Below are 21307 nucleotides of genomic sequence, written 5' to 3' on the forward strand. Positions count from 1 at the left end.
GTCCCCTAGCGAGACTCTCCATGAAAGCATCGGATCTGTTCGTCAAAGCGCTGGAAGCAGAAAGAGTCGAATACGTGTTTGGCATCCCCGGCGAGGAAAATCTCGATCTCCTCGAGTCGCTGCGCCGCTCCAAAATCAAGCTCGTCCTGACTCGCCACGAACAAGCGGCGGGTTTCATGGCCGCCACCTACGGCCGGCTGACGGGCAAGACCGGCGTGTGCCTGGCCACGCTCGGGCCCGGCGCGACCAATTTCGTGACCGCCGCCGCCTACGCGCAACTCGGCGGCATGCCCATGCTGATGGTCACCGGTCAGAAACCGATCAAATCGAGCAAGCAGGGCAGCTTCCAGATCGTCGATGTCGTGCGGATGATGGAACCGCTCACCAAATACACGCGTTCGATGGTGTCTATCGGCAATATTCCGGCGTCGGTGCGCGAGGCGTTCCGGCGCGCGGAAGAAGAGCGTCCGGGCGCGGTGCACCTCGAACTGCCGGAAGACGTCGCGCACGAAGAGGGCGACGGCGCGCCGATCCCGAAGAGTTACAGCCGTCGTCCGATCGCGGAGGACCGGGCGGTGGAGCATGCCGTCGAGGCGATCCGAGCGGCCAAATATCCGCTCTTGATGATTGGCGCCGGCGCCAATCGCAAGACCACGACGAAGATGCTGCGCGAATTCGTCGACCAGATCGGGATTCCGTTCTTCACCACGCAAATGGGCAAGGGTGTGATTGATGAATCGCATCCCATGTGGCTAGGCAACGCCACGTTGTCAGATGGCGATTTCGTGCATCGGGCGATCGATCACGCCGATTGCATCATCAACATTGGCCATGACGTGATCGAAAAGCCGCCGTTTTTCATGCGCAGCGGCGACGGCGACGAAAAGACGGTGATACACGTGAATTTCCTTGGCGCACAGGTCGACCCGGTGTATTTCCCGCAGATTGAAGTGGTTGGGGATATCGCGAACGCGGTCTGGCAGATGAAGGAATTGTTGAAGAAGAGCGAGCAGCATTGGGATTTTTCGCGCTTCAAGATGATCAAGGAACATTTCGACGCGCAACTGGCAAAGGGCCAGCGCGACGACCGGTTCCCGCTGTATCCGGTGCGGATCGTCAAGGACGTGTACGACACCATGCCGAAGGACGGCATCATTTGCCTCGATAACGGCATGTACAAGATCTGGTTCGCCCGCTATTACCGAGCCCACGAGCCGAATTCTATTCTGCTGGACAACGCGCTGGCATCGATGGGAGCAGGTCTGCCGTCTGCTATTGCAAGCAAGATCGTGCATCCCGACCGCAACGTGATGGCGGTCTGCGGGGACGGCGGTTTCATGATGAATTCGCAGGAAGTGGAGACGGCCGTGCGCCTGAAACTGGATCTGGTGATCCTCCTTCTGCGTGATGACGCGTTCGGCATGATCCGCTGGAAGCAGGAAAACATGAATTTCCCGGATTATGGGATGACGCTGCAGAACCCCGACTTTGTCGCGTATGCACAAAGTTACGGAGCGATCGGGCATCGGGTGGATTCCGCGGCGGCGCTCGCGCCTTTGCTACGCGAGTGTTTCACGACGCCGGGCGTGCATCTGATCGATGTGCCTATCGACTATTCGGACAACGAGCGCGTGTTGAACCGCGAAATCAAACGGCTGAGCGCGCAACTTTGAGCCTACTCGGAGAGTGAGATGCTGAAGAAAACGTACCCGTATTACTTGGCAAACGAACCCGTAGCGGCAAACACGGACCTGGAAGTCACCGATAAATTCAGCGGCGAAGTGGCGACCCGTGTGGCAATGGCGGACGCGAAGGCTATCGATGCCGCTATCGGCCACGCTGTTGCTGCGCAGCGCGCGATGCGTGAATTCAAGCCGTATCAGCGGCAAGCAGTGCTCGATCACTGTGTGAAGCGGTTCCGCGAGCGTTTCGACGAACTCGCCGAGGCGCTGTGCATCGAAGCAGGAAAGCCGATCAACGATTCGAAAGGTGAGGTCACCCGGCTTATCGATACCTTCCGGGTCGCGGCCGAGGAGTCGGTGCGTATCGATGGCGGCATGATCAACCTGGAGATTGCGCCGCGCGCGGCTGGTTACCACGGCTATTACAAACGCGTGCCCATTGGCCCGTGTTCGTTCATCTCGCCGTTCAATTTCCCGCTGAACCTGACCGCGCACAAGGTCGCGCCGGCGATTGCGGCCGGTTGCCCGTTCGTGCTGAAACCTGCGAGCCGCACGCCGGTCGGTGCACTGATCATGGGCGAAATTCTCGCCGAAACCGATCTGCCGAAAGGCGCGTTTTCGATTCTTCCGGCGCATCGCGATGGCGCGGATCTTTTCACCACCGACGAGCGTTTCCGGCTGCTGTCGTTCACGGGATCACCGGCGGTCGGTTGGGAACTGAAGAAAAAAGCGGGCAAGAAGAAGGTGATCCTGGAACTGGGCGGCAATGCGGCGGCGATAGTCGATCGCGATCAGGCAGACCGGCTGGATTACGTTGTCGACCGTTTGGCGTTTGGCGCCTTTTATCAGTCGGGGCAGAGTTGCATCGGCGTGCAGCGGATCCTGATTCACGCCGATATCTACGACGCCCTGCGCGAAAAACTCATCGCGAAAACGAAGTCGCTGAAAATGGGCGATCCGAAGGATGAAAAGACCTTCGTCGGCCCGATGATCTCGGAATCCGAGTCGAAGCGGCTGGCCGGATGGATGGAAAGCGCGGTGGCGAGCGGCGCGAAAATCATCGCGGGCGGCAAGGTCGAGGGCGCCATGTTCGAAGCAACATTGCTGGAAGGTGTGAAGCGCGACCAGGATTTGTATCGGAAGGAAGCATTCGGGCCGGTCGCGATCCTCGAAAAGTTCACGGACTTCGGCCAGGCGCTCGAAACGGTCAACGACAGCGACTTTGGCCTTCAGGCCGGCGTGTTCACGGACAGCCTCACGAACGTGAATCTGGCGTGGGACGAACTGGAAGTAGGCGGCGTGGTGGTCAACGACGTACCGTCATTTCGCGTTGATAACATGCCGTATGGCGGTGTCAAGGATTCCGGGCTGGGCCGGGAAGGCGTCAAATACGCGATCGAGGACATGACGGAGTTGCGTCTGATGGTCGTCAGGGATGCACCAAAACCGGCGCAGAAACCGAAATAGGCTGTTATGGCAATCGATGTCGCGGCATCGAGGCCCGTCTGGCCGGGTTTTCCGGCCGCGGCGGTGCCTGAAGGCGCGTCGCTGAACAACGTGTTGGCGGGCGGGGGAGTGCTACAATAGCGGGCTTTTCCCAAGTCCGAACGCCTCGCCCGGCTTGCTGTTGCGAGTAGGGCTGGAGGCCGGATTAAACGCTGGACTGGATGCGGGTCGTTGGATTGGCAAGTTGGCGTCATTTCTTGTTGATTGCCGGCTGACTGTCGGCCGATTGCCACCGACTTCGAATATTTTCCAGCCCGTGGCGGTTGCCGCCATGGTCACGTAGCACCAGCACTTGCACCAGCACTTGCACCAGCACTTGCCACTCGTAACTCGTACTTAGCCTTGTGCACTCGCTTTGTACCGTACTACGCCATCCGGTTGCGCCAGACCGGACCCAAGTGAAGATTCGCAGCGAACAAAACCCTGCGGATCCGAAGTCCGCGCGTTGATTGTCGTTTGCCGGTTGCATCGACGAAACACGCGGTTCTTCTTCATCCGATGTCCATGAGCGGTGGAATGACCGCTCGCGCGCCGCTCCGGCGCATTTTTAGCGAAAGCGAAAGCCACTAAAGTCACCATGTCCGATTCCGTCGCCACGAACCCGTCCGCCGCTTCACCCGACGCTGCTCCCGGGGCTGATTCCAGCGCCGCAGTTCAAGCGAATCCTGTCACGCCTGAGATACAGGCGAGTCCCGCCACGGCGGCGCCCGGTCCCGTGCTCGAGTTGGGCGCCACTGAATCTGCCGTGCCCGGCCCCGTGCCTACGTTCGACCAGTTCGGCCTGTCCGCTGACATCCTGCGAGCCGTGGTGGATTCCGGCTACACGATCCCCACGCCGATCCAGGCGCAAGCGATCCCCGTGGTGCTGGCCGGCCGCGACATGATGGGCGCCGCGCAAACGGGCACGGGCAAGACGGCGAGCTTTTCGCTGCCGATCATCCAGCGTTTGCTGCCGATGGCCAGCACGAGCGCATCGCCCGCACGCCACCCGGTTCGCGCGCTGATCCTCACGCCAACGCGTGAACTCGCCGACCAGGTCGCGGCCAACGTCCAGGCGTATTCCAAGCACACGCCATTGCGCAGCACGGTCGTGTTTGGTGGTGTCGACATGAATCCGCAGTCGGAAGCTTTGCGGCGCGGCGTCGAAATCCTGATCGCCACGCCCGGACGCTTGCTCGATCACGTTCAGCAAAAGACGCTGAATCTTGGTCAAGTGCAGATTCTCGTTCTCGACGAAGCCGACCGGATGCTCGACATGGGCTTCCTGCCGGACCTGCAGCGCATCTTGAATCTGCTGCCGAAGGAACGCCAGACGCTGCTGTTTTCGGCCACCTTCTCGGGCGAGATCAAGAAACTGGCAGCAACGTATCTGCGCAATCCGCAAACCATCGAAGTTGCTCGCAGCAATTCCACGAACGCGAATGTGCGTCAGATTGTTTTCGAAGTCGCGGAAAGCGATAAATCCGGCGCAGTGACGCAACTGATTCGTGAGCGCGGCCTGAAGCAGGTGCTGGTGTTTTGTAATAGCAAGATTGGCGCGAGCCGGCTGTCGCGCGTGCTGGAGAAGGACGGGATTATTGCGACGGCGATTCACGGCGATCGTACGCAGGGCGAGCGGATGCAGGCGCTTGAAGCATTCAAGAAGGGCGAGATCGAAGCACTGGTTGCAACCGATGTGGCCGCCCGCGGTCTCGACATCACCGACCTGCCTGCAGTGATCAACTTCGACCTGCCGTTCAGCGCGGAAGATTACGTTCACCGGATTGGTCGTACGGGCCGCGCGGGCGCGTCGGGGGATGCGTTGTCGTTGTGCAGCCCCAACGAGCGCAAGCAACTCGCCGATATCGAAAAGCTGATCAAGCGGCCGCTCGAAGTGATGGTGCTGAAGGTCGACGTGCCGGTGCGGCGCGAATCAGCTTCTGCTCCGCGTCGCGAAGAGCGCTCGGGCCGGCCGGAGCGTGGTGAACATCGCCATGCGCGTAGCGAGGAGCCGCGTCGCCGTTCGACGTCGTTCGAACGTTCGCGTACGCGCCAGCAACCAATTGACGATTTCTTCCTGAAACCGTACGAGCCGTCGGCGGCATCGACGAGAAAGACCCAGGACGATGCGGCGGCTGAAGCCGAACGCAAGAACACGCCGCGCCAGCCGCTGGCTGCATTGCTAGGTGGGCTGGGTATGCCGCGGAGAACGCCTTCGGGGTCTTGAGGTTATCTTGTCGTTATTGGAGCGGGGCCCAGTGAACAAACGATGAAGCGGCAGCGATGCCGCTTTTTTGTTTTTAACGGTCCGTTCGCAACGTTCTGGAATCAACGCCCTGCAACCAGGTCTTAAATCCCGAACCGTTTTGCCCACTGCGCGGTGACATCGGAGAAAAACGCTTCGAGTGACGCGGCCGGGGACGGGTGCAGACCAAGATGTTTTGCCGCTTGCGTCAACTCAACCAGCGGGCCTCCTGTATCGAGCGCCGTTGCACCCGTTTGCTTGCTGAGTTTCTCGCCGAGGTCATTCACTATGACGGGCACGTGCAAATACACGGGCGTTGCAACACCCAGACAACGCTGCAAATAAATCTGGCGTGCGGTCGAGTCCAACAGATCGGCGCCGCGCACGATATGCGTAATGCCAGCATCCGCGTCGTCGACGACCACCGCCAGTTGATACGCCCACTCGCCGTCGGCACGCTTGAGCACGAAGTCACCGACTTCGCTTGCCAGATCCTGCGTCTTCGTTCCTTGCCAGCGATCCTCGAAGCTCAAAATGGCGGCATCGCCATCTGGAACACGCATCCGCCACGCACGCGCTGGTTTGCCATGCAGCCCCTTGCGACATGTACCCGGATAAGCCAGCGTGGTGTGCCGAGTGTGATTGTGAGCGAGGGAATCGGCTATCTCGCGACGCGTGCAACCACACGGAAACACTAAGCCGGCGGCTAGCAATTGCTCAAAGGCCTGCTGGTATGCAGCTTCCCGCTGACTTTGCCAGACCGGCTGCTCGGCGGAAAACATGCCGAACTTGCCCAGCGTGCCCAGGATCTCCGCAGCCGCACCCGGCACGGTGCGTGGGCCATCGACATCTTCAATCCTGACCAGCCACGTTCCACCATGCGCCCGAGCATCGAGAAAACTCGCCAACGCGCTCACCAAAGAGCCGAAGTGCAACGGCCCCGTGGGTGAGGGCGCAAAACGGCCCCGATAGCCCGGTTCAGGGTTCATCCGACCCGCCGATCCGTCAACGCAAGCTGCAACGCGGCCATCCGATCAGCGCGCGGCGCGCGACGAAAGGTCGTGCGCCGCTGATGTTGACGTGCCGGGGGCTTCTGCCTGCGACGCGTGCTGGCCATGGCTCGGACCGGGGAACGACGCTTGGCCGTCTGCCGTAATCGCTGCGTGCGCCTCGTCGTTATCGGCTGCATCGTCTTCCGCGCCTGATGTGACAGCCGACGCTCGCTCCCCGCCGTTCTGCGCAATTGGCGCCGGCTCGAGCGCGGCGTTCAACGCCGTCCGGTGATCGAATACAAAACACTCGCCGTGGTAATGCGCGCCGCCCACTTCCTCGAAGTATTTGAGAATGCCGCCCTCGAGTTGATAGACATGGTCAATGCCCACTTCCTTCATGTGGATTGCCGCTTTCTCGCAGCGAATCCCGCCCGTGCAAAACGACACCACCGTTTTGCCTTCGAGATCCGCGCGATGCTCCTCGATCACACCCGGAAACTCGCTGAATTTCGCGATGCGGTAATCCAGCGCCTGATCGAACGTGCCGACATCGACTTCGAACGCATTGCGCGTGTCCAGCATGACGACGGGACGACCCTCGTCGTCATGTCCCCGATCCAGCCACGACTTCAGCGTGGCCGCGCCCACAGACGGCGCGCGGCCCAGTTCAGGCCGGATTGCCGGCTTTTTCATGGTGATGATTTCGCGCTTCAGCTTGACGAGCATCTTGCCGAACGGCTGGGTGGCCGACACGCTTTCCTTGAACTCGAGATCGGCGAATTTGCCTTCGAAAAGCGGATCCGTACGAAGGTATTCCATGAACGTGCCAATCCGCTCTGGCTCCCCCGCGACAAACAGGTTGATGCCCTCGGGTGCGAGAAGGATCGTGCCACGCAGGCCGAGTGCGGTACACCGGTCGACAATCAGCGGACGCCAGTCGGCGCCCCTCTCGATAGTCACAAACTTATAAGCAGAAAGGTTGACGATGCTCATGACGCAAATGCTCTTAAAGTGCTGGAAAACGGGCGTTGCCGGAGGAAAAAGCGGTTTCGACGAGTACTTGGGGCGTTCATCGGATCCGTATTATCCCGCAAACGGCGCGCGCTTCCGACTCGACTGATCGGCCGATGAGCCCGCGCCGATTCGGCACTTTTTTCGTCCCGCTTTTCATCCAGCTTATTGGTCGAATTAATTACCCCTGGCCGAACGGCTAACGCTGTCTTCGGGGCGAATTTCGCGAATAGGCGCATGTACAATATCGTTCATGTCAGATCCCCGCTTTGTCCATCTTCGTGTTCACTCCGAATTCTCGATTGCCGACGGCATCGTGCGCCTTGACGACGTCGTTAAAGCCGCTGCCAAGGACGGTCAGGGCGCGCTCGCGCTGACCGATCTCGGCAACGCTTTCGGCCTCGTCCGTTTCTACAAGGAAGCGCGCAGCAAGGGTGTCAAACCCATTGCCGGCTGCGACGTCTGGATCACCAATCCCGCAGATCGCGACAAACCCGCGCGTTTGCTGTTGCTGGTGAAGAACCAGCGCGGTTATTTGAATTTGTGCGAGCTGCTGTCGAAAGCCTGGCTGACCAATCAATATCGCGGTCGCGCCGAAGTCGAATACGAGTGGCTGGAGGGCGGATTGTCTGAAGGCTTGCTCGCCCTGTCGGGCGCGCAATATGGTGACATTGGCATGGCGTTCGCCGCCGGCAATGATCAGGCAGCCGTTCGTCACGCGGAACGCTGGGCCAAGCTCTTTCCGGGCGCGTTTTACATCGAATTGCAGCGTGCTGCGTTGCCCGGCGGCGAGACCTATATTCAGCAAGCCGTCGCGCTCGCCGCGAAGCTCCAGCTGCCGGTAGTCGCTACGCATCCCATGCAGTTCATGACCCCGGACGATTTCACGGCGCACGAAGCGCGCGTGTGTATTTCCGAGGGCGATATCCTCGCGAATCCGCGTCGTCAAAAGCGCTTCACGACCGAGCAATATTTCCGCACGCAAGAGGAAATGTGCGCGTTGTTCGCGGACATTCCGTCGGCGCTCGCCAATACGGTGGAGATTGCGAAACGCTGTAACCTGAAGCTCGAACTCGGCAAGCCGAAACTGCCGCTGTTCCCGACACCTGATGGCATGTCGCTCGACGACTACCTTGTGCATTTGTCGAAGGAAGGTCTCGAGAAACGGCTGATCCAGCTTTATCCTGACGAAGCCGCGCGCGAAGCGCAGCGCGAGACGTATTACGCGCGCCTGGAATTCGAGTGCAAGACCATTATTGGCATGGGCTTCCCGGGTTACTTCCTGATCGTCGCCGACTTCATCATGTGGGCGAAGAACAATGGCGTGCCGGTCGGTCCGGGCCGCGGCTCGGGTGCCGGTTCGCTGGTCGCGTACGCGCTGTTCATTACCGACCTCGACCCGCTCAAGTACAACCTGCTGTTCGAACGTTTCCTGAACCCGGACCGTGTGTCCATGCCTGACTTCGACATCGATTTCTGTCAGGAAGGGCGGGACCGCGTCATTCAGTACGTGAAGCAGAAGTACGGCGCGGACGCTGTATCGCAGATCGCGACCTTCGGCACGATGGCGGCGAAGGCGGCCGTGCGGGACATTGGCCGGGTGCTCGATCTTGGCTACATGTTCACCGATGGCATCGCGAAGCTGATCCCGTTCAAGCCGGGCAAGCACGTGACCATCGCGGACGCGCTAAAGGAAGAGCCTACGCTGCAGGAACGCTTCGACAACGAAGACGAAGTGCATCAGCTGATCGAACTTGCGCAGCGCGTGGAAGGGCTGACGCGTAACGTCGGCATGCACGCGGGCGGCGTGTTGATCGCGCCGGGCAAGCTGACGGATTTCTGCCCGCTTTATACGCAGGGCGAAGACGGCGGTGTGGTCAGCCAGTACGACAAGGACGACGTGGAAGCGGTCGGGCTGGTCAAGTTCGACTTCTTGGGTTTGACGACGCTTACCATTCTCGATTGGGCTGAACGGTATATCCGCAGGTTGGATCCATCGAAGGAAAGCTGGAACTTGTCGCAGGTTCCGCTCGACGACCCCGCCTCGTTTCAGATCCTCAAGAAAGCCAATACGGTGGCTGTGTTCCAGCTGGAAAGCCGCGGCATGCAGGGCATGCTGAAGGACGCACAGCCTGACCGCTTCGAAGACATCATCGCGCTGGTGGCGCTATACCGACCGGGTCCAATGGACCTGATCCCGAGCTTCTGCGCGCGTAAGCACGGCCGCGAGATCGTCGAGTATCCCGATCCGCGTGTGGAGTCTGTCCTGAAAGAGACCTACGGCATCATGGTCTATCAGGAGCAGGTGATGCAGATGGCGCAGATTATCGGCGGATACTCGCTCGGTGGCGCAGACTTGCTGCGCCGTGCAATGGGTAAGAAGAAGGCCGAGGAAATGGCCGAGCATCGCGAACTGTTCCGGCAGGGCGCAGCGAAGAATGGACTGACCGCAGCAAAAGCCGACGAAATCTTCGACTTGATGGAGAAGTTCGCGGGCTACGGTTTCAACAAGTCACACGCGGCCGCTTATGCGTTGCTCGCGTATTTCACAGCATGGCTCAAGGCGCATCATCCAGCCGAATTCATGGCGGCGAATATGTCGCTCGCCATGGACGACACGGACAAGGTCAAGATCCTGTTCGAGGATTGCATCGTCAACAAGATGGCCGTGTTGCCTCCGGACATCAACCAGTCGGCATACCGGTTCGAGCCGGTAGCCGAAGCCGACGGCAAGCGTTCGAAGACGATCCGATACGGCCTCGGCGCGGTGAAGGGCAGCGGGCAGAGCGCTATCGAAGAGATCTTGCGCGCGCGGGAAGAAGCGCCGTTCACCGATCTCTTCGACTTCTGTATGCGGGTCGATCGGCGCATGGTGAACCGCCGCACGGTAGAAGCGCTGATCCGCGCCGGCGCGTTCGATTCGCTGCACGACAACCGCGCGCAATTGATTGCATCGGTGGCGCTGGCAATGGAGGCGGCCGATCAAGCCGCGGCCAACGCCATGCAATCCGGTCTCTTCGACATGGGCGACGAGCCGCAACAAGGCCACGACCTTCTCGACGAACCCATGTGGTCGGACAAGAAGCGTTTGCAGGAAGAAAAGAGCGCGCTGGGCTTTTACCTGTCGGGCCATCTCTTCGATGCATACAAAACCGAAGTGCGGCGTTTTGTGCGCCAGAAGATCGGCGAATTGAAGGAAGGGCGTGACAAGCTTGTCGCGGGCGTGATCACCACCATGCGCACCCAGATGACCCAGCGCGGCAAGATGCTGATCGTGAATCTGGACGACGGCACCGGCCAGTGCGAAGTGACCGTGTACAACGAGCAGTTCGAAGCGAACAAGGCGCTCTACAAGGAAGACGAGTTGCTGGTCGTGCAGGGGCAGGCACGCAATGACGCGTTCACCGGCGGCATCCGTTTTACGGTGGAAGCGGCCATGGATCTCGAACGTTCACGCAGCCGCTATGCGCAGGCGGTGAAGGTGGAAATGAACGGCAACGCCGACGCACTGCGGCTCAAGAAAGTGCTGGAAGCGTATAGCGCGCCGCCTGAACAGGCGGCAGCACCGGCAGCGGTGCAGGCGCCGTCGCGTGGAGGTTCACGCGGAGGCGGTGATCGTGACGGCGGCCGCGGGCAACGGCAACCGGTGCATATCCCGAATGGCCTGAACGTGAGCATCGTGTATCGAAGCGAGCATGCGGAAGGTGAAGTACGGCTTGGCGATGCATGGCGTGTCAAGCCGACGGACGATCTCATCACGGCCCTGCGCGGCGAATTCGCGGGAAGCTCAATTGAAATCGTGTATTGATGCGCGCCGGGATAAAAGTCGCGATCTCCGCGAATGCGCTGAAACTCAGCGGCGGACTTGAACGTTACGCGCTGGACCTGGTTCGAGGGCTCAACGCGGCGGGGTTTACCGGCGAGCGCAAGCCGGTGTTTTTCGCACGCAAGATTGATCCGTCGCAGCCGGAAAGCCAGATGGTCGACGCGCGCCGGATCAACGTGTCGTTCCTGCCTTCCCGGCTGCGCGACACGTACTACAATTGGGCGCTCAAACGGGCGCGCAAGAACGCACGGGTCGATCTGCTGATTGGCTGCAATCGTGTGGAGTCATCCGAGATCGCGGTTTGCGGTGGTACGCACATCGGCTTTCTTGCTGCGACCGGCCGGCGCGAGCGGCGCTCGGACAGCCGCCAGATCGTGCTTGAGCGTTTGCAGTACCAGCAAGCCAGTGTGATCGTCGCTCACTCGGACATGATGCGCGACGAATTGCGCTCGCTCTACGGCGTGGCCGACTCGAAGATCCGCGTGCTTTATCCGCCAGTCGACGGCACGCGTTTTTCTCCCGTGCCGGGCCGGAAACGCAGTGCGTTGCGCAAGCAGTTTGGTTTCGCCGATAACGAGATCGTGTTGCTGTTTCCATCGAGTAGCCACGAACGCAAGGGCTTGCCGCTGATCGAGGCCGCGCTGCGTGACAGCGGACTTCCGGTGGTGGTCGCGGTCGCGGGGCGGCCACCCGCGCAGACTTCCGGGCAACTGCGCTATATCGGTTATGCGAAGAATATCGAGGACGCTTATCGGGCTGCGGATTTCACGGTGCTTGCCTCGAAGTACGAGCCGTTCGGGCTGGTCGGTATCGAATCCGTGATGTGCGGCACGCCCGTGATTTTCCCAACCAGCGTAGGCTGTTGCAGCGCGATTGCGGACGACGCGAAATTTACCTTCCAGCCGGGCGACGCAGCAGGCCTGCGGCACGCCATCCGGCGCGCACTGGATGCAAAAAATACCAACGTGACAGCGGCATCCATTCTCTACGACTCCAGCGTTGCCGCGCACATTTCAGCGTTGCTGGCGCTCGCCGAAGGCATAGTCGCCCACATGCCTGTCAGCGCATCCGGTTCAGTTCAGAAAGCTTGAGAAACCGGTAATACACGGTCTGTGCATTGAACACGGCAATCATGAAACCCGCGCGACCGTCGAGAAAACCGCGTCGCAGAAGGTAGGTGCGAATAAAGGCCCACATCCCGCGCAGAACTGCGGTTGCCAGGCTGCCGCGCTTGCCCGCTGCGTGCCGTTGACGCGCGCCGGCCGTGGAATAGCTATCCAGCTTGCGCAAGACAGTCTCGAAGTCCTCGTAGGAATAGTGCATCAGCTTGCCCTGCAGACGCGTGACCTTGGTTGCATCGGGGTTCGTCAGCACCAGCCGCTCGTGCACGAGGTCATTGGAGAAATGAGCTGTGCCTCGTTTGAACAAGCGCGGAATCCAGTCCGGATACCAGCCGCTATGCCGCACCCATTGCCCGCAAAAATTCGACAGCCGGTCGACCGAGTAGACCTCCGCTTGCGGCTTCGAGAGCGCCGCACGGATCGCCGCGCCCAATTCCGGCGAGACCACTTCGTCGGCGTCGATAGATAACACCCAGTCGGTCGTAAGCGCATCGAGCGCGCGATTTTTCTGCGGCCCGAACCCTGGCCAGTCGCGCGCCTCGATTACGCGCGCGCGATGCGCCTCCGCTATGCCGACGGTTGCGTCGGTACTGCCGCCATCGATTACGACGATTTCATCGGCGAAGGAAACCGCCTCCAGACACTGCGCGAGGCGTGCGGCTGCATTGAAGGTAATCAGGGCAATACCAAGCGTTGGACGAGTCATGGGAACGTAAGCGTGGGGTATGCGAATTGCTATAATTTGATGCGAAAAGTTTTAGCGGTGAATGCTGCGTTTATAGTCGCTGTCTCGTTGCTGGCCGGGTCCATAACAGGGCGTGGCAGTCTTGGCGAGGCCGGGTGAAATCACGCCATACGCGTTCCGCATCAATCCTGACCGCCCGGCCATCGTTATACCAGACCGGTGACTGCGTGCCGTGTGCGGCCGGCCACGCGTCCAAAAACCGCGGACGATCGCGAGACGGATTGCATCGCCGAAAAAGACGCAGCAGCGCCGGGAACACACGACGCGCAGGTCCGCAATCCGGCATCCGGTTTCGGCACCATTCGCGTTGAAACTACCCAGAGTCACTCGGAGTTCGCCATAGTAATGAAACCGCTGAGAATTCTGCACAGCGAATCGTCCAACGGATGGGGCGGTCAGGAACATCGGACGTTCAAGGAAATGCTCGCGCTGCGCGAGCGCGGTCATACGCTCGAACTCGTGTGCGTACCGGGTGCACGGCTCGGCGAGCGTCTTGCGGCTGAAGGCTTCACGGTCCACACCACGCCCATGCGTTCAGGCGCCGACATCAACGCGGTCGCGCACATGCGGCGCATTCTCAAGCAAGGCCGTTTCGACGTGCTAAACACCCATAGCGGCCGCGACAGCCTGCTCGGCGGCGCCGCCGCGCGGCTCTCGGGTACGCCGCTGATCGTGCGGACCCGGCATCTGGCGCTTGCCATCACGTCGCGGGCGACCTACACGTGGCTCCCGCACAAGGTCGTGGCGGTGAGCCAGTCGGTGATGCGTTACCTGGTCTCCGAGGGCGTGCCGCAGAAGAATATCGTCACGATCTATACGGGCATCGTCAAGTCGCAGCCGGTGAGCCGCGCCAGCTCCACGTTGCGCTCGGAACTGGGCCTTCGTGATGACGCCGTGATCGCGGGCACGGTGGCCATCATGCGCGACAAGAAGGGGCATCCCGACCTGATCCGCGTCGCGAAGCCGTTGATCGAACAGCGGCCGAACCTGCATTTTGTCTTTGCCGGCGACGGTCCGCTCTTCGACGAAGTCCGCGGGAACGTTCAAGCGCAAGGGCTTGCCGATCACATCCATTTGCTCGGCCTGCGCCGCGATATTCCCAGCGTATTGGCGGGCTTCGACCTGTTCGTGCTGCCGACTCATCAAGAGGCGCTGGGCACGTCGTTCATCGAGGCAATGGCGGCAGGCCTTCCGGTGATCGGGACGGCGGTCGATGGCGTGCCGGAAGTGATCGATGACGGCGTGAACGGGCTACTCGTGCCCGCGCACGACGACCCTGCATTGGCCGCCGCGCTGCTGCGCCTGGTCGATGCACCGGACGAACGCCGCCGCATGGGCGAAGCCGGTTTGCGGATCACGCAGACGCGCTTTTCCGTCGATACCATGGCAAACGAGACGGCGGCGTTTTATCGAAGCAGCTTGAGCGAGCGAGGCATTGCATGAGTACGACGCTGAGCACCGCGCGCGCCGTGCCCGTGCTGATGTATCACCACGTGAGTCCGGCGGCGGGCGCGGTGACAGTGTCGCCCGTGCATTTCGCGGACCAGATGGCCATGCTCGCGCGCGAGGGTTACACCACGCTCGGTGCGCAGGCGTTCAGCGCGTATCTGGCGGGCGAACCGGTGCCGGCGAAGTCGGTCGTGCTCACCTTCGACGACGGTTATCTCGACAACTGGGTTCACGCGCATCCAGTGCTCGCCGAATACGGTTTTACAGCGCTCGGATTCCTGGTGTCGGGCTGGGTGAACAGCGGGCCTGTGCGTCCGAACGCAACGCCCTCGACGTCCGCCGCGAACCTTCCGGGCCTGCTGGGTCACTCCGCCGCGAAAGCGGCAATCGAAGCCGGCGAGAGCGACCGGGCCATCATGCGCTGGTCGGAAATCGATGCAATGCGCCAAGCCGGGACCTTCGAGTTTCACAGCCACACGCACACCCATACGCGTTGGGATCGCGTGAGCGCGGATGCATCCACCAAACGCGCGAGCTTGCGCGACGATTTGCAACAGGCACGGGGGGCACTCGCGCATCACCTTGGGGATGTATCGGATCATCTTTGCTGGCCGCAAGGCTATTTCGATACCGACTACGTAGAAGAAGCGCACGCGGCGGGCTTTCGCCATCTATATACCGTTGAACCCGGCACGAACTCGCGTCACGGCGATCCAGCGCGCATCTTGCGACTCGATGTGCGCGACAAGCCGGCCGCGTGGCTGAAAAGCCGTTTGTGGGTGCATAGCCGGCCGCTTCTCAGCCGCCTTTACCTGAAAATCAAATGACGGGCTGCCAGCGCTTGGGCCAGCATCCTGGCCAGCATTTGCCCCAGCATTTGCCCCGCCCCGTGCCGACCTGCGCGGAGCGGCCTTCGGGCATCCCCGTCCTGACCATTACGAGTACCTATTGTTATGCATGATCGCCACGTCTCCGTCATTGGCCTGGGCTATGTGGGCTTGCCCGTCGCCATTGCATTCGGCCTGCAACGCCGCACAATCGGGTTCGATACAAGCCCGGCCCGGCTTGCCGAACTGCGCGCGGGCCTCGATCGCAACGGCGAAGTTCGCCAGGACGAACTGGCGGCGGCGCACCTCGATCTGACCGATAGCATCGACGTCCTCCGGCAAGCCAATTTCCATATTGTCGCGGTGCCTACGCCAATCAGCTCGGGCGCGCAGCCGGACCTGATGCCGGTGAAGCGGGCGTCCGAAACGGTCGGCCGGGCGCTCAAGCGTGGCGACGTGGTCGTGTATGAATCGACGGTCTATCCCGGCGTCACCGAGGAGATTTGCATCCCGATCCTCGAGCGTGAATCGGGCCTCACGCTGGGGACGGATTTCACGGTCGGCTACAGTCCGGAGCGCATCAATCCCGGTGACAAGCAGCATACGTTTTGCAATATCGTGAAGATCGTGTCCGGGTCGGATGCCGCCACGCTTGACCTGGTGGCGCAGGTCTATGGCTCCGTGGTGACGGCCGGCGTGTACCGTGCCGGTTCGATCAAGGTGGCCGAGGCCGCGAAGGTTATCGAGAACACGCAGCGTGACCTGAATATTGCGCTGATGAACGAGGCGGCCATCATCTTCGATTACCTCGATATCGACACACGCGAAGTCCTGGACGCCGCCGGCACCAAGTGGAACTTCCTGGATTTCACGCCGGGACTGGTGGGCGGACATTGCATTGGCGTGGACCCGTATTACCTGACGCACAAGGCGCAGATCTCGGGTTATACGCCCCAGCTGATCCTCGCCGGCCGGCGCGTGAACGACGGCATGGGCCGTTTCGTGGCCGATCGCGCCGTGAAGACGCTGATCGGGACCGGGCGCGCGCCGCTGCGTGCCAAGGCGGTGGTCCTTGGGCTGACATTCAAGGAAAATTGCCCGGATTTGCGCAATTCGAAAGTCATCGATATCGTCCATCACCTGCAGGATTACGGGCTCGAGGTTCAGCTTCACGATCCGCTCGCGGATGCCGTGGAAGCCTTCGATGAATACGGCGTGACGCTGACCGCTTTCGACGCGCTTGAACCGGCCGACCTGATTGTGCTGGCGGTTCCGCATCGCGATTTTCTGCAGAAGACCGAGGCTTTGCTGGCGCTGGCGAAACCCGGCGGCGTCTTCGCCGATGTGAAGTCGAGCCTGCCGCTCGATGTGATCAGCGCAGCAGGTCTCGTCGCATGGCGATTGTAAAACCCGGAAAACCTTAGCTCACCACCATCAACCGGCATAATCTCGATTTCACGTAGGAACGCCACCCGATGAGCCGACTTTCCGGACGCGTGCGCATCATCGCCCGCGCGTTGCCCCGGTTGGCGTTGAAGCCGCTGCGCCGTAAGCCTCAAGTCTTGAGGCGCATCCTGATCGCGCATCATTTGTTGCTCGGCGACACGCTATTGCTGACGCCGCTCGTCGCGAAACTTCGCGCGCAATATCCTGACGCGCAGATCGTGCTGACCTGTCCCAAACCGATCGTGCCGCTCTATGCGGGCCGGCCGTTTGGCATCGACGTCATTGCCTTCGATCCGCGCGACTTCCGCTCGGTGAATGCGGTGTTGCGTTCGGGACCGTACGATCTGGGCATCGTGGCCGGAGATAATCGACATGCATGGCTTGCATTGGCGGCCGGGTGCCGATGGATTGTCGGACACGCTGCGGACAAGCCGGCGTGGAAAAACATGCCGCTTGACGAAGCCGTGCTGTATCCGGATATACCGGCAGCATGGGCGGATCTTGCGGCTGAACTGGTGGCCGGGCCGCCGCCGCGGCCGTATCGAGTAAGTGACTGGCCGGCGCCCGCGCCTGCCGGGTTTTCAGAACCTGACGCGCGCGTGTTGCGAAGTCCTTACGTGGTCTTACATCCAGGCGCGAGCACCGAGGTCAAGCGCTGGCCCGACGATCGCTGGCGAGCGCTGGCGCAGTTCGTGGAAGCACGCGGATTCACGCCTGTGTGGAGTGGCGGACCGAGCGAGACGGCGCTGGTCGATGTGATTGATCCCGATGGCCGTTACCCGAATTTCGCGGGCCGGATCGATCTGGGACAGGTGTGGCATCTGTTCGCCGGCGCGCGCGCGATTGTCTGTCCCGATACGGGCGTGGCGCACCTCGGGCGCCTGACCGGCGTGCCGACGGTTACATTGTTCGGCCCTGGTAACGCGTTGATACATGGCGCGGGAAATTACTGGCGCGACGCACCGTTCATGCCGGTTACTATCGCGGACATGCCGTGCCGCAATGAACAAGATATCTTCAGACGGCACGTGGCCTGGGCTCGCCGCTGTGACCGCAACACGAAGACATGCGTCGCATGGCGTGGTGACCATGCGGACTGCATGGGATTTATTTCGCTTGAGGTCGTCTGCAACAGCTTGCAGGCGGTCCTTCCGGGAGTGCAATGACGAAGATGTGCAGGCAGTTGGAACGCGTTCTGTGGGTGGCGTGTCCAGTAATTATGTTTGTCGCGATGTTCGCCCATATGACCGCGCTGGAGAACATGGCGCTGGGACTGGTTGGTATCGGCACACTCGCCGCGGCTTTTTCTTCGGAGCGGCCGTCGCCGCTGCACTGGCCGCTGCTGTGGCCTATTGTTATCTGGAGTGCGTGGGCGCTGGCGTCGATTGCATGGTCGCCGTATCCGCGTGACAGCATGCACGCGTGGCTCGACGAAGTGTTGTATCCGCTGGTGTCGTTCTTCGCGTTCTGGCTGATCGGCACGCGCACGACGAAGCCCGAATGGATGGTGCTGATCAACTGGGTGGCCTGCCTGCTGCTGGCCGCCGGCAGCCTGTATTACTGGGGCCGTTTGCAGCCGCCCACGAATCCCGCCGACATCCTTCTCCACTATTACAACCGCGTCGGCCACACGAGCACACTCGTCATCTTTTCGATGACACTCTTCACCGGCCTGCTGCTGAATCGCCGCTGGTGGCCAATCGCCCTGAGCGGGCTGGTGCTGGCTCTTGTCATCGGGCTGGCGACGCTCAACCGGTTCTTCTGGCCTGCCGCGGCCGTGACGCTTGTTATCGCGTGCTACCCGCTGTACCGCAAGCACCTCGTGATCGCGGCCGTGTGCGTAGCGGTGATCGGCGTGGCTGCGGTGGGCACGCTCGAGATGAGCGCGCGGATGCGCTACGGCCACGCGATGCCGAAAGCCGCTGCGCGGGAGCTGAGAGTGGGCAAGGACCAGGTGTATGTCCCGGAGGCACTGGCGGGCATTGGAGATGTCATGTCTTCGGATACGCGTCCTAAACTCTGGGCGTTCTACGGCCGGGAAGGTGAGTCGCATACGTGGACCGGCGTGGGTTTCGGCAAGCCGTTGCCGGGCCGGGTATTTCAAAGCGAAATTCCGCCTGCGTTGCTGGAGACGGAACCACAGGCGCTGACGCATGCGCACAATCTATTTCTGAATACGTGGCTGGAGACGGGAATCGTGGGCGTGGTGCTGGAGGCGGCGCTGCTGCTTGCGTTGATCTGGCGTTTCTGGCGGCTGCGGCATGTGGTGCCCTGGCTGAGTTCGGCGGGCATGGCGCTGGTCATCGGAATGATTGCAAAGAATTTCACCGACGACTTCATGTGGCAGACCACCGCGCTCGCTTTCTGGTGTTTTTCCGGGTTCCTGCTCGGTCGCGGCGAGCGTCTCGCGGGGCGGGTTGCGCCTGCGCGAGGGGCTTTGTCGCAGCAGCAGTAGAGGGGGCAGCGGAGGCCGCGACTCGGCCTTGTTGCGGCATTCTCCCGGACAAGCCTCTTAATGAGACAAAGACTCACGGCGCATTACAATACCGGTTTGCCGTGTCGGCGCGGTTTGGCGCGCTTAAGCGTCGCCCGGGCGCAGGTTCAGTGCCGCTTCGCCCGCTGTCCGACGCACGGATTCACGATTAAGGACCTCTTTTGAGTCAAAAGCCAACCCTGAGCAAAACGATTGGCAGCGGGCAGACTACATCGCCGGCTGCCGTGATGCGCCGGCTCTGGCCGTACATCCGCCCCCTGATCTGGATTGTCGCGCTCGGCCTGATCGCCATGGGTTTCGTCGCTGCAAGCGAGGCCGGTATTCCCATGCTGCTCAAGCCGCTGCTCGATCACGGCTTCGGTGCGAAGGGCAGTGCCAGCGCCAAGTGGATCGTGCCGGGCGCGGTCGTCGGCCTCGCCGTGGTGCGAGGCGGCGCGCAATACGCGTCGGGCTACCTGCTCGCCTACGTCACCAACAAGATCCTGCTCGAACTGCGCCTGAAGATGTTCGACCGGATGATCCACACCAGTGCCGGTTTCTTCCAGCGGGAAACGGCGAGCACGATCATCAACGCCATCGTGTTCGAGGTGAATCAGATCCTCAACGTGCTCCAGAGCGTGGTCGTCACGCTCGTGCGCGATTCGCTCACCGTGGTTTTTCTGCTGGGATACCTGTTCATTCTCAACTGGCGGCTGACCTTGGTCATCGCGGTGATCCTGCCGGCTATCGGCTGGCTGGTGAGCAAGATCAATCGACGGTTGCGGCGGCTTAATCGTGAGTCGCAGTTGCTGACGAACGAGCTGTCGTACATCGTGGAAGAGACCGTTGGCGGTTATAAGGTCGTCAAGGTTCATAACGGCCAGCGCTACGAAAACGACCGCTTCACCGACATGAGCAATCGCCTGCGCGGCTACCAAATGCGCATGACAGTGTCCGGCGGTCTCGCACAGCCGCTCACGCAGTTTTTGGCGTCGATTGCACTCGCTATTGTCATCACCATTGCCGTGGTGCAGTCGGCGAATGACCAGACGACCGTTGGCGGGTTCGTGGCGTTTGTCACGTCCATGCTGCTGGTAATCTCGCCGCTCAAGCACCTGATCGATATCAACCAGCCGCTGCAGCGCGGCATGACGGCAGCGGAACTGATCTTCGGTCTTATCGATGAACCCGCCGAGCCCGAAGGCGGCGGCAGGCCGCTCGTGCGCGCCAGCGGCGAGGTGGAATTCCGCGAAGTGTCGTTCAGTTATGGATCGACTGGAACACCCACGCTCGACGCGATTTCGTTCAAGATCGCCCCGGGAGAAATGGTGGCGCTGGCCGGTGCGTCGGGCAGCGGCAAGACCACGCTGGTCAACCTGTTGCCGCGTTTCTTCGATCCCGCCAGCGGCGCAGTGCTGGTCGACGGCGTGCCGCTTCGGGAGTACAGCCTGCACGACCTGCGCGGACAAATGGCGATGGTGAGCCAGGACGTGGTGCTCTTCAACGACACGATCGCCGCCAACGTCGCGTATGGCCAGACGCCGGATCGCGATCGGGTGATGGCGGCGCTGGCTGCGGCGAATCTGGCCGATGTCGTCGCGGCCATGCCCGAAGGCGTGGACACGCGTGTCGGCGGCAATGGCATGCGCTTGTCGGGCGGGCAGCGGCAGCGGCTGGCTATTGCGCGGGCGATCTACAAGGACGCGCCCATTCTTATCCTCGATGAAGCGACGTCCGCGCTCGATTCCGAGTCCGAACGGCACGTGCAGGAAGCCCTGGAAACGCTGATGAAGGGGCGCACGACGCTGGTGATCGCGCACAGGTTGTCGACTATTGAGCGTGCCGACCGGATCCTGGTAATGGACGCAGGGAAAATCGCCGAGCAGGGCAGCCACGCCGAGTTGCTGCGCCACAACGGGCTATACGCGAACCTTCATCGGATCCAGTATCAGCAGCAGGCGGCTTGAAGCTTTTGAGGTTTTAATCGATGCGCGCCCCTGGCCAG

At 61.3% G+C, this 21307-nt stretch carries 15 protein-coding genes; 11 read left to right on the top strand and 4 right to left on the bottom strand.

The window, feature by feature from the left end; all coding sequences use genetic code 11:
• Positions 1 to 20: 20 nt before the first annotated feature.
• Both ACMX25_RS03100 and ACMX25_RS03105 read left to right on the top strand, forming a co-directional pair.
• Positions 21 to 1673: an acetolactate synthase large subunit gene (locus ACMX25_RS03100; protein ID WP_414948083.1), complete on the top strand. Its 1653-nt coding sequence runs from the start codon at positions 21 to 23 to the stop codon at positions 1671 to 1673.
• Between the two features lie 18 nt (positions 1674 to 1691).
• Complete coding sequence (locus ACMX25_RS03105; protein WP_414948084.1) at positions 1692 to 3149, top strand: aldehyde dehydrogenase family protein; 1458 nt, start codon at positions 1692 to 1694, stop codon at positions 3147 to 3149.
• A 229-nt stretch (positions 3150 to 3378) separates the two neighbouring features.
• On the opposite strand, the gene ACMX25_RS03110 is transcribed toward ACMX25_RS03105, so the two are convergent.
• Positions 3379 to 3504, bottom strand: a complete 126-nt coding sequence (locus ACMX25_RS03110; RefSeq protein WP_414948085.1) for a hypothetical protein — start codon at positions 3502 to 3504, stop codon at positions 3379 to 3381.
• A gap of 261 nt (positions 3505 to 3765) precedes the next feature.
• Here ACMX25_RS03110 and ACMX25_RS03115 point away from each other — a divergent pair, with 261 nt between their 5' ends.
• A complete protein-coding gene (locus ACMX25_RS03115; RefSeq protein WP_414948086.1) occupies positions 3766 to 5394 on the top strand; it encodes a DEAD/DEAH box helicase in 1629 nt (542 codons plus the stop codon).
• Positions 5395 to 5516: 122 nt separating this feature from the next.
• On the opposite strand, the gene gluQRS is transcribed toward ACMX25_RS03115, so the two are convergent.
• On the bottom strand, positions 5517 to 6401 hold the full coding sequence (gene gluQRS, locus ACMX25_RS03120; RefSeq protein ID WP_414948087.1) for a tRNA glutamyl-Q(34) synthetase GluQRS: 885 nt from the start codon (positions 6399 to 6401) through the stop codon (positions 5517 to 5519).
• Positions 6402 to 6446: 45 nt separating this feature from the next.
• Entirely contained in the window at positions 6447 to 7397 is a 951-nt protein-coding gene (locus ACMX25_RS03125) for a sulfurtransferase (RefSeq protein ID WP_414948088.1), read from the bottom strand.
• Between the two features lie 262 nt (positions 7398 to 7659).
• Between ACMX25_RS03125 and dnaE the strand changes: the two genes are divergently transcribed.
• Both dnaE and ACMX25_RS03135 read left to right on the top strand, forming a co-directional pair.
• Positions 7660 to 11223: a DNA polymerase III subunit alpha gene (gene dnaE, locus ACMX25_RS03130; protein WP_414948303.1), complete on the top strand. Its 3564-nt coding sequence runs from the start codon at positions 7660 to 7662 to the stop codon at positions 11221 to 11223.
• 11 nt (positions 11224 to 11234) lie between these two features.
• A complete protein-coding gene (locus ACMX25_RS03135) occupies positions 11235 to 12332 on the top strand; it encodes a glycosyltransferase family 4 protein (protein WP_414948304.1) in 1098 nt (365 codons plus the stop codon).
• Here ACMX25_RS03135 and ACMX25_RS03140 read toward each other — a convergent pair.
• Positions 12301 to 13068: a glycosyltransferase family 2 protein gene (locus tag ACMX25_RS03140; RefSeq protein ID WP_414948089.1), complete on the bottom strand. Its 768-nt coding sequence runs from the start codon at positions 13066 to 13068 to the stop codon at positions 12301 to 12303. The genes ACMX25_RS03135 and ACMX25_RS03140 overlap by 32 nt on opposite strands.
• Before the next feature lie 384 nt (positions 13069 to 13452).
• Here ACMX25_RS03140 and ACMX25_RS03145 point away from each other — a divergent pair, with 384 nt between their 5' ends.
• The 6 genes from ACMX25_RS03145 (at position 13453) to msbA (ending at position 21269) form a co-directional block, all read left to right on the top strand.
• Positions 13453 to 14550, top strand: a complete 1098-nt coding sequence (locus tag ACMX25_RS03145; protein ID WP_414948090.1) for a glycosyltransferase — start codon at positions 13453 to 13455, stop codon at positions 14548 to 14550.
• Positions 14547 to 15383, top strand: coding sequence for a polysaccharide deacetylase family protein (locus ACMX25_RS03150; protein ID WP_414948091.1), 837 nt, complete (start codon positions 14547 to 14549; stop codon positions 15381 to 15383). Before ACMX25_RS03145 ends, ACMX25_RS03150 begins: the two co-directional genes overlap by 4 nt.
• Before the next feature lie 126 nt (positions 15384 to 15509).
• On the top strand, positions 15510 to 16790 hold the full coding sequence (locus ACMX25_RS03155) for a nucleotide sugar dehydrogenase (RefSeq protein ID WP_414948092.1): 1281 nt from the start codon (positions 15510 to 15512) through the stop codon (positions 16788 to 16790).
• Positions 16791 to 16858: 68 nt separating this feature from the next.
• On the top strand, positions 16859 to 17995 hold the full coding sequence (locus ACMX25_RS03160) for a glycosyltransferase family 9 protein (protein WP_414948093.1): 1137 nt from the start codon (positions 16859 to 16861) through the stop codon (positions 17993 to 17995).
• Positions 17992 to 19284 (top strand): O-antigen ligase family protein, encoded by a 1293-nt coding sequence (locus tag ACMX25_RS03165; RefSeq protein WP_414948094.1) that lies wholly within the window; start codon positions 17992 to 17994, stop codon positions 19282 to 19284. Before ACMX25_RS03160 ends, ACMX25_RS03165 begins: the two co-directional genes overlap by 4 nt.
• Before the next feature lie 266 nt (positions 19285 to 19550).
• A complete protein-coding gene (gene msbA, locus ACMX25_RS03170; protein WP_414948305.1) occupies positions 19551 to 21269 on the top strand; it encodes a lipid A export permease/ATP-binding protein MsbA in 1719 nt (572 codons plus the stop codon).
• Positions 21270 to 21307: the final 38 nt, after the last annotated feature.

The sequence above is a fragment of the Caballeronia eucalypticola genome, assembly GCF_047608185.1.
In the GTDB taxonomy this organism is placed as follows: domain Bacteria; phylum Pseudomonadota; class Gammaproteobacteria; order Burkholderiales; family Burkholderiaceae; genus Caballeronia.

Coding starts and splice junctions, on each gene's coding strand:
- ACMX25_RS03100 (WP_414948083.1), top strand. CDS start 21: ATGAAAGCATCGGATCTGTTCGTCAAAGCGCTGGAAGCAGAAAGAGTC.
- ACMX25_RS03105 (WP_414948084.1), top strand. CDS start 1,692: ATGCTGAAGAAAACGTACCCGTATTACTTGGCAAACGAACCCGTAGCG.
- ACMX25_RS03115 (WP_414948086.1), top strand. CDS start 3,766: ATGTCCGATTCCGTCGCCACGAACCCGTCCGCCGCTTCACCCGACGCT.
- gluQRS (WP_414948087.1), bottom strand. CDS start 6,401: ATGAACCCTGAACCGGGCTATCGGGGCCGTTTTGCGCCCTCACCCACG.
- ACMX25_RS03125 (WP_414948088.1), bottom strand. CDS start 7,397: ATGAGCATCGTCAACCTTTCTGCTTATAAGTTTGTGACTATCGAGAGG.
- ACMX25_RS03140 (WP_414948089.1), bottom strand. CDS start 13,068: ATGACTCGTCCAACGCTTGGTATTGCCCTGATTACCTTCAATGCAGCC.
- ACMX25_RS03145 (WP_414948090.1), top strand. CDS start 13,453: ATGAAACCGCTGAGAATTCTGCACAGCGAATCGTCCAACGGATGGGGC.
- ACMX25_RS03150 (WP_414948091.1), top strand. CDS start 14,547: ATGAGTACGACGCTGAGCACCGCGCGCGCCGTGCCCGTGCTGATGTAT.
- ACMX25_RS03155 (WP_414948092.1), top strand. CDS start 15,510: ATGCATGATCGCCACGTCTCCGTCATTGGCCTGGGCTATGTGGGCTTG.
- ACMX25_RS03160 (WP_414948093.1), top strand. CDS start 16,859: ATGAGCCGACTTTCCGGACGCGTGCGCATCATCGCCCGCGCGTTGCCC.
- ACMX25_RS03165 (WP_414948094.1), top strand. CDS start 17,992: ATGACGAAGATGTGCAGGCAGTTGGAACGCGTTCTGTGGGTGGCGTGT.
- msbA (WP_414948305.1), top strand. CDS start 19,551: ATGCGCCGGCTCTGGCCGTACATCCGCCCCCTGATCTGGATTGTCGCG.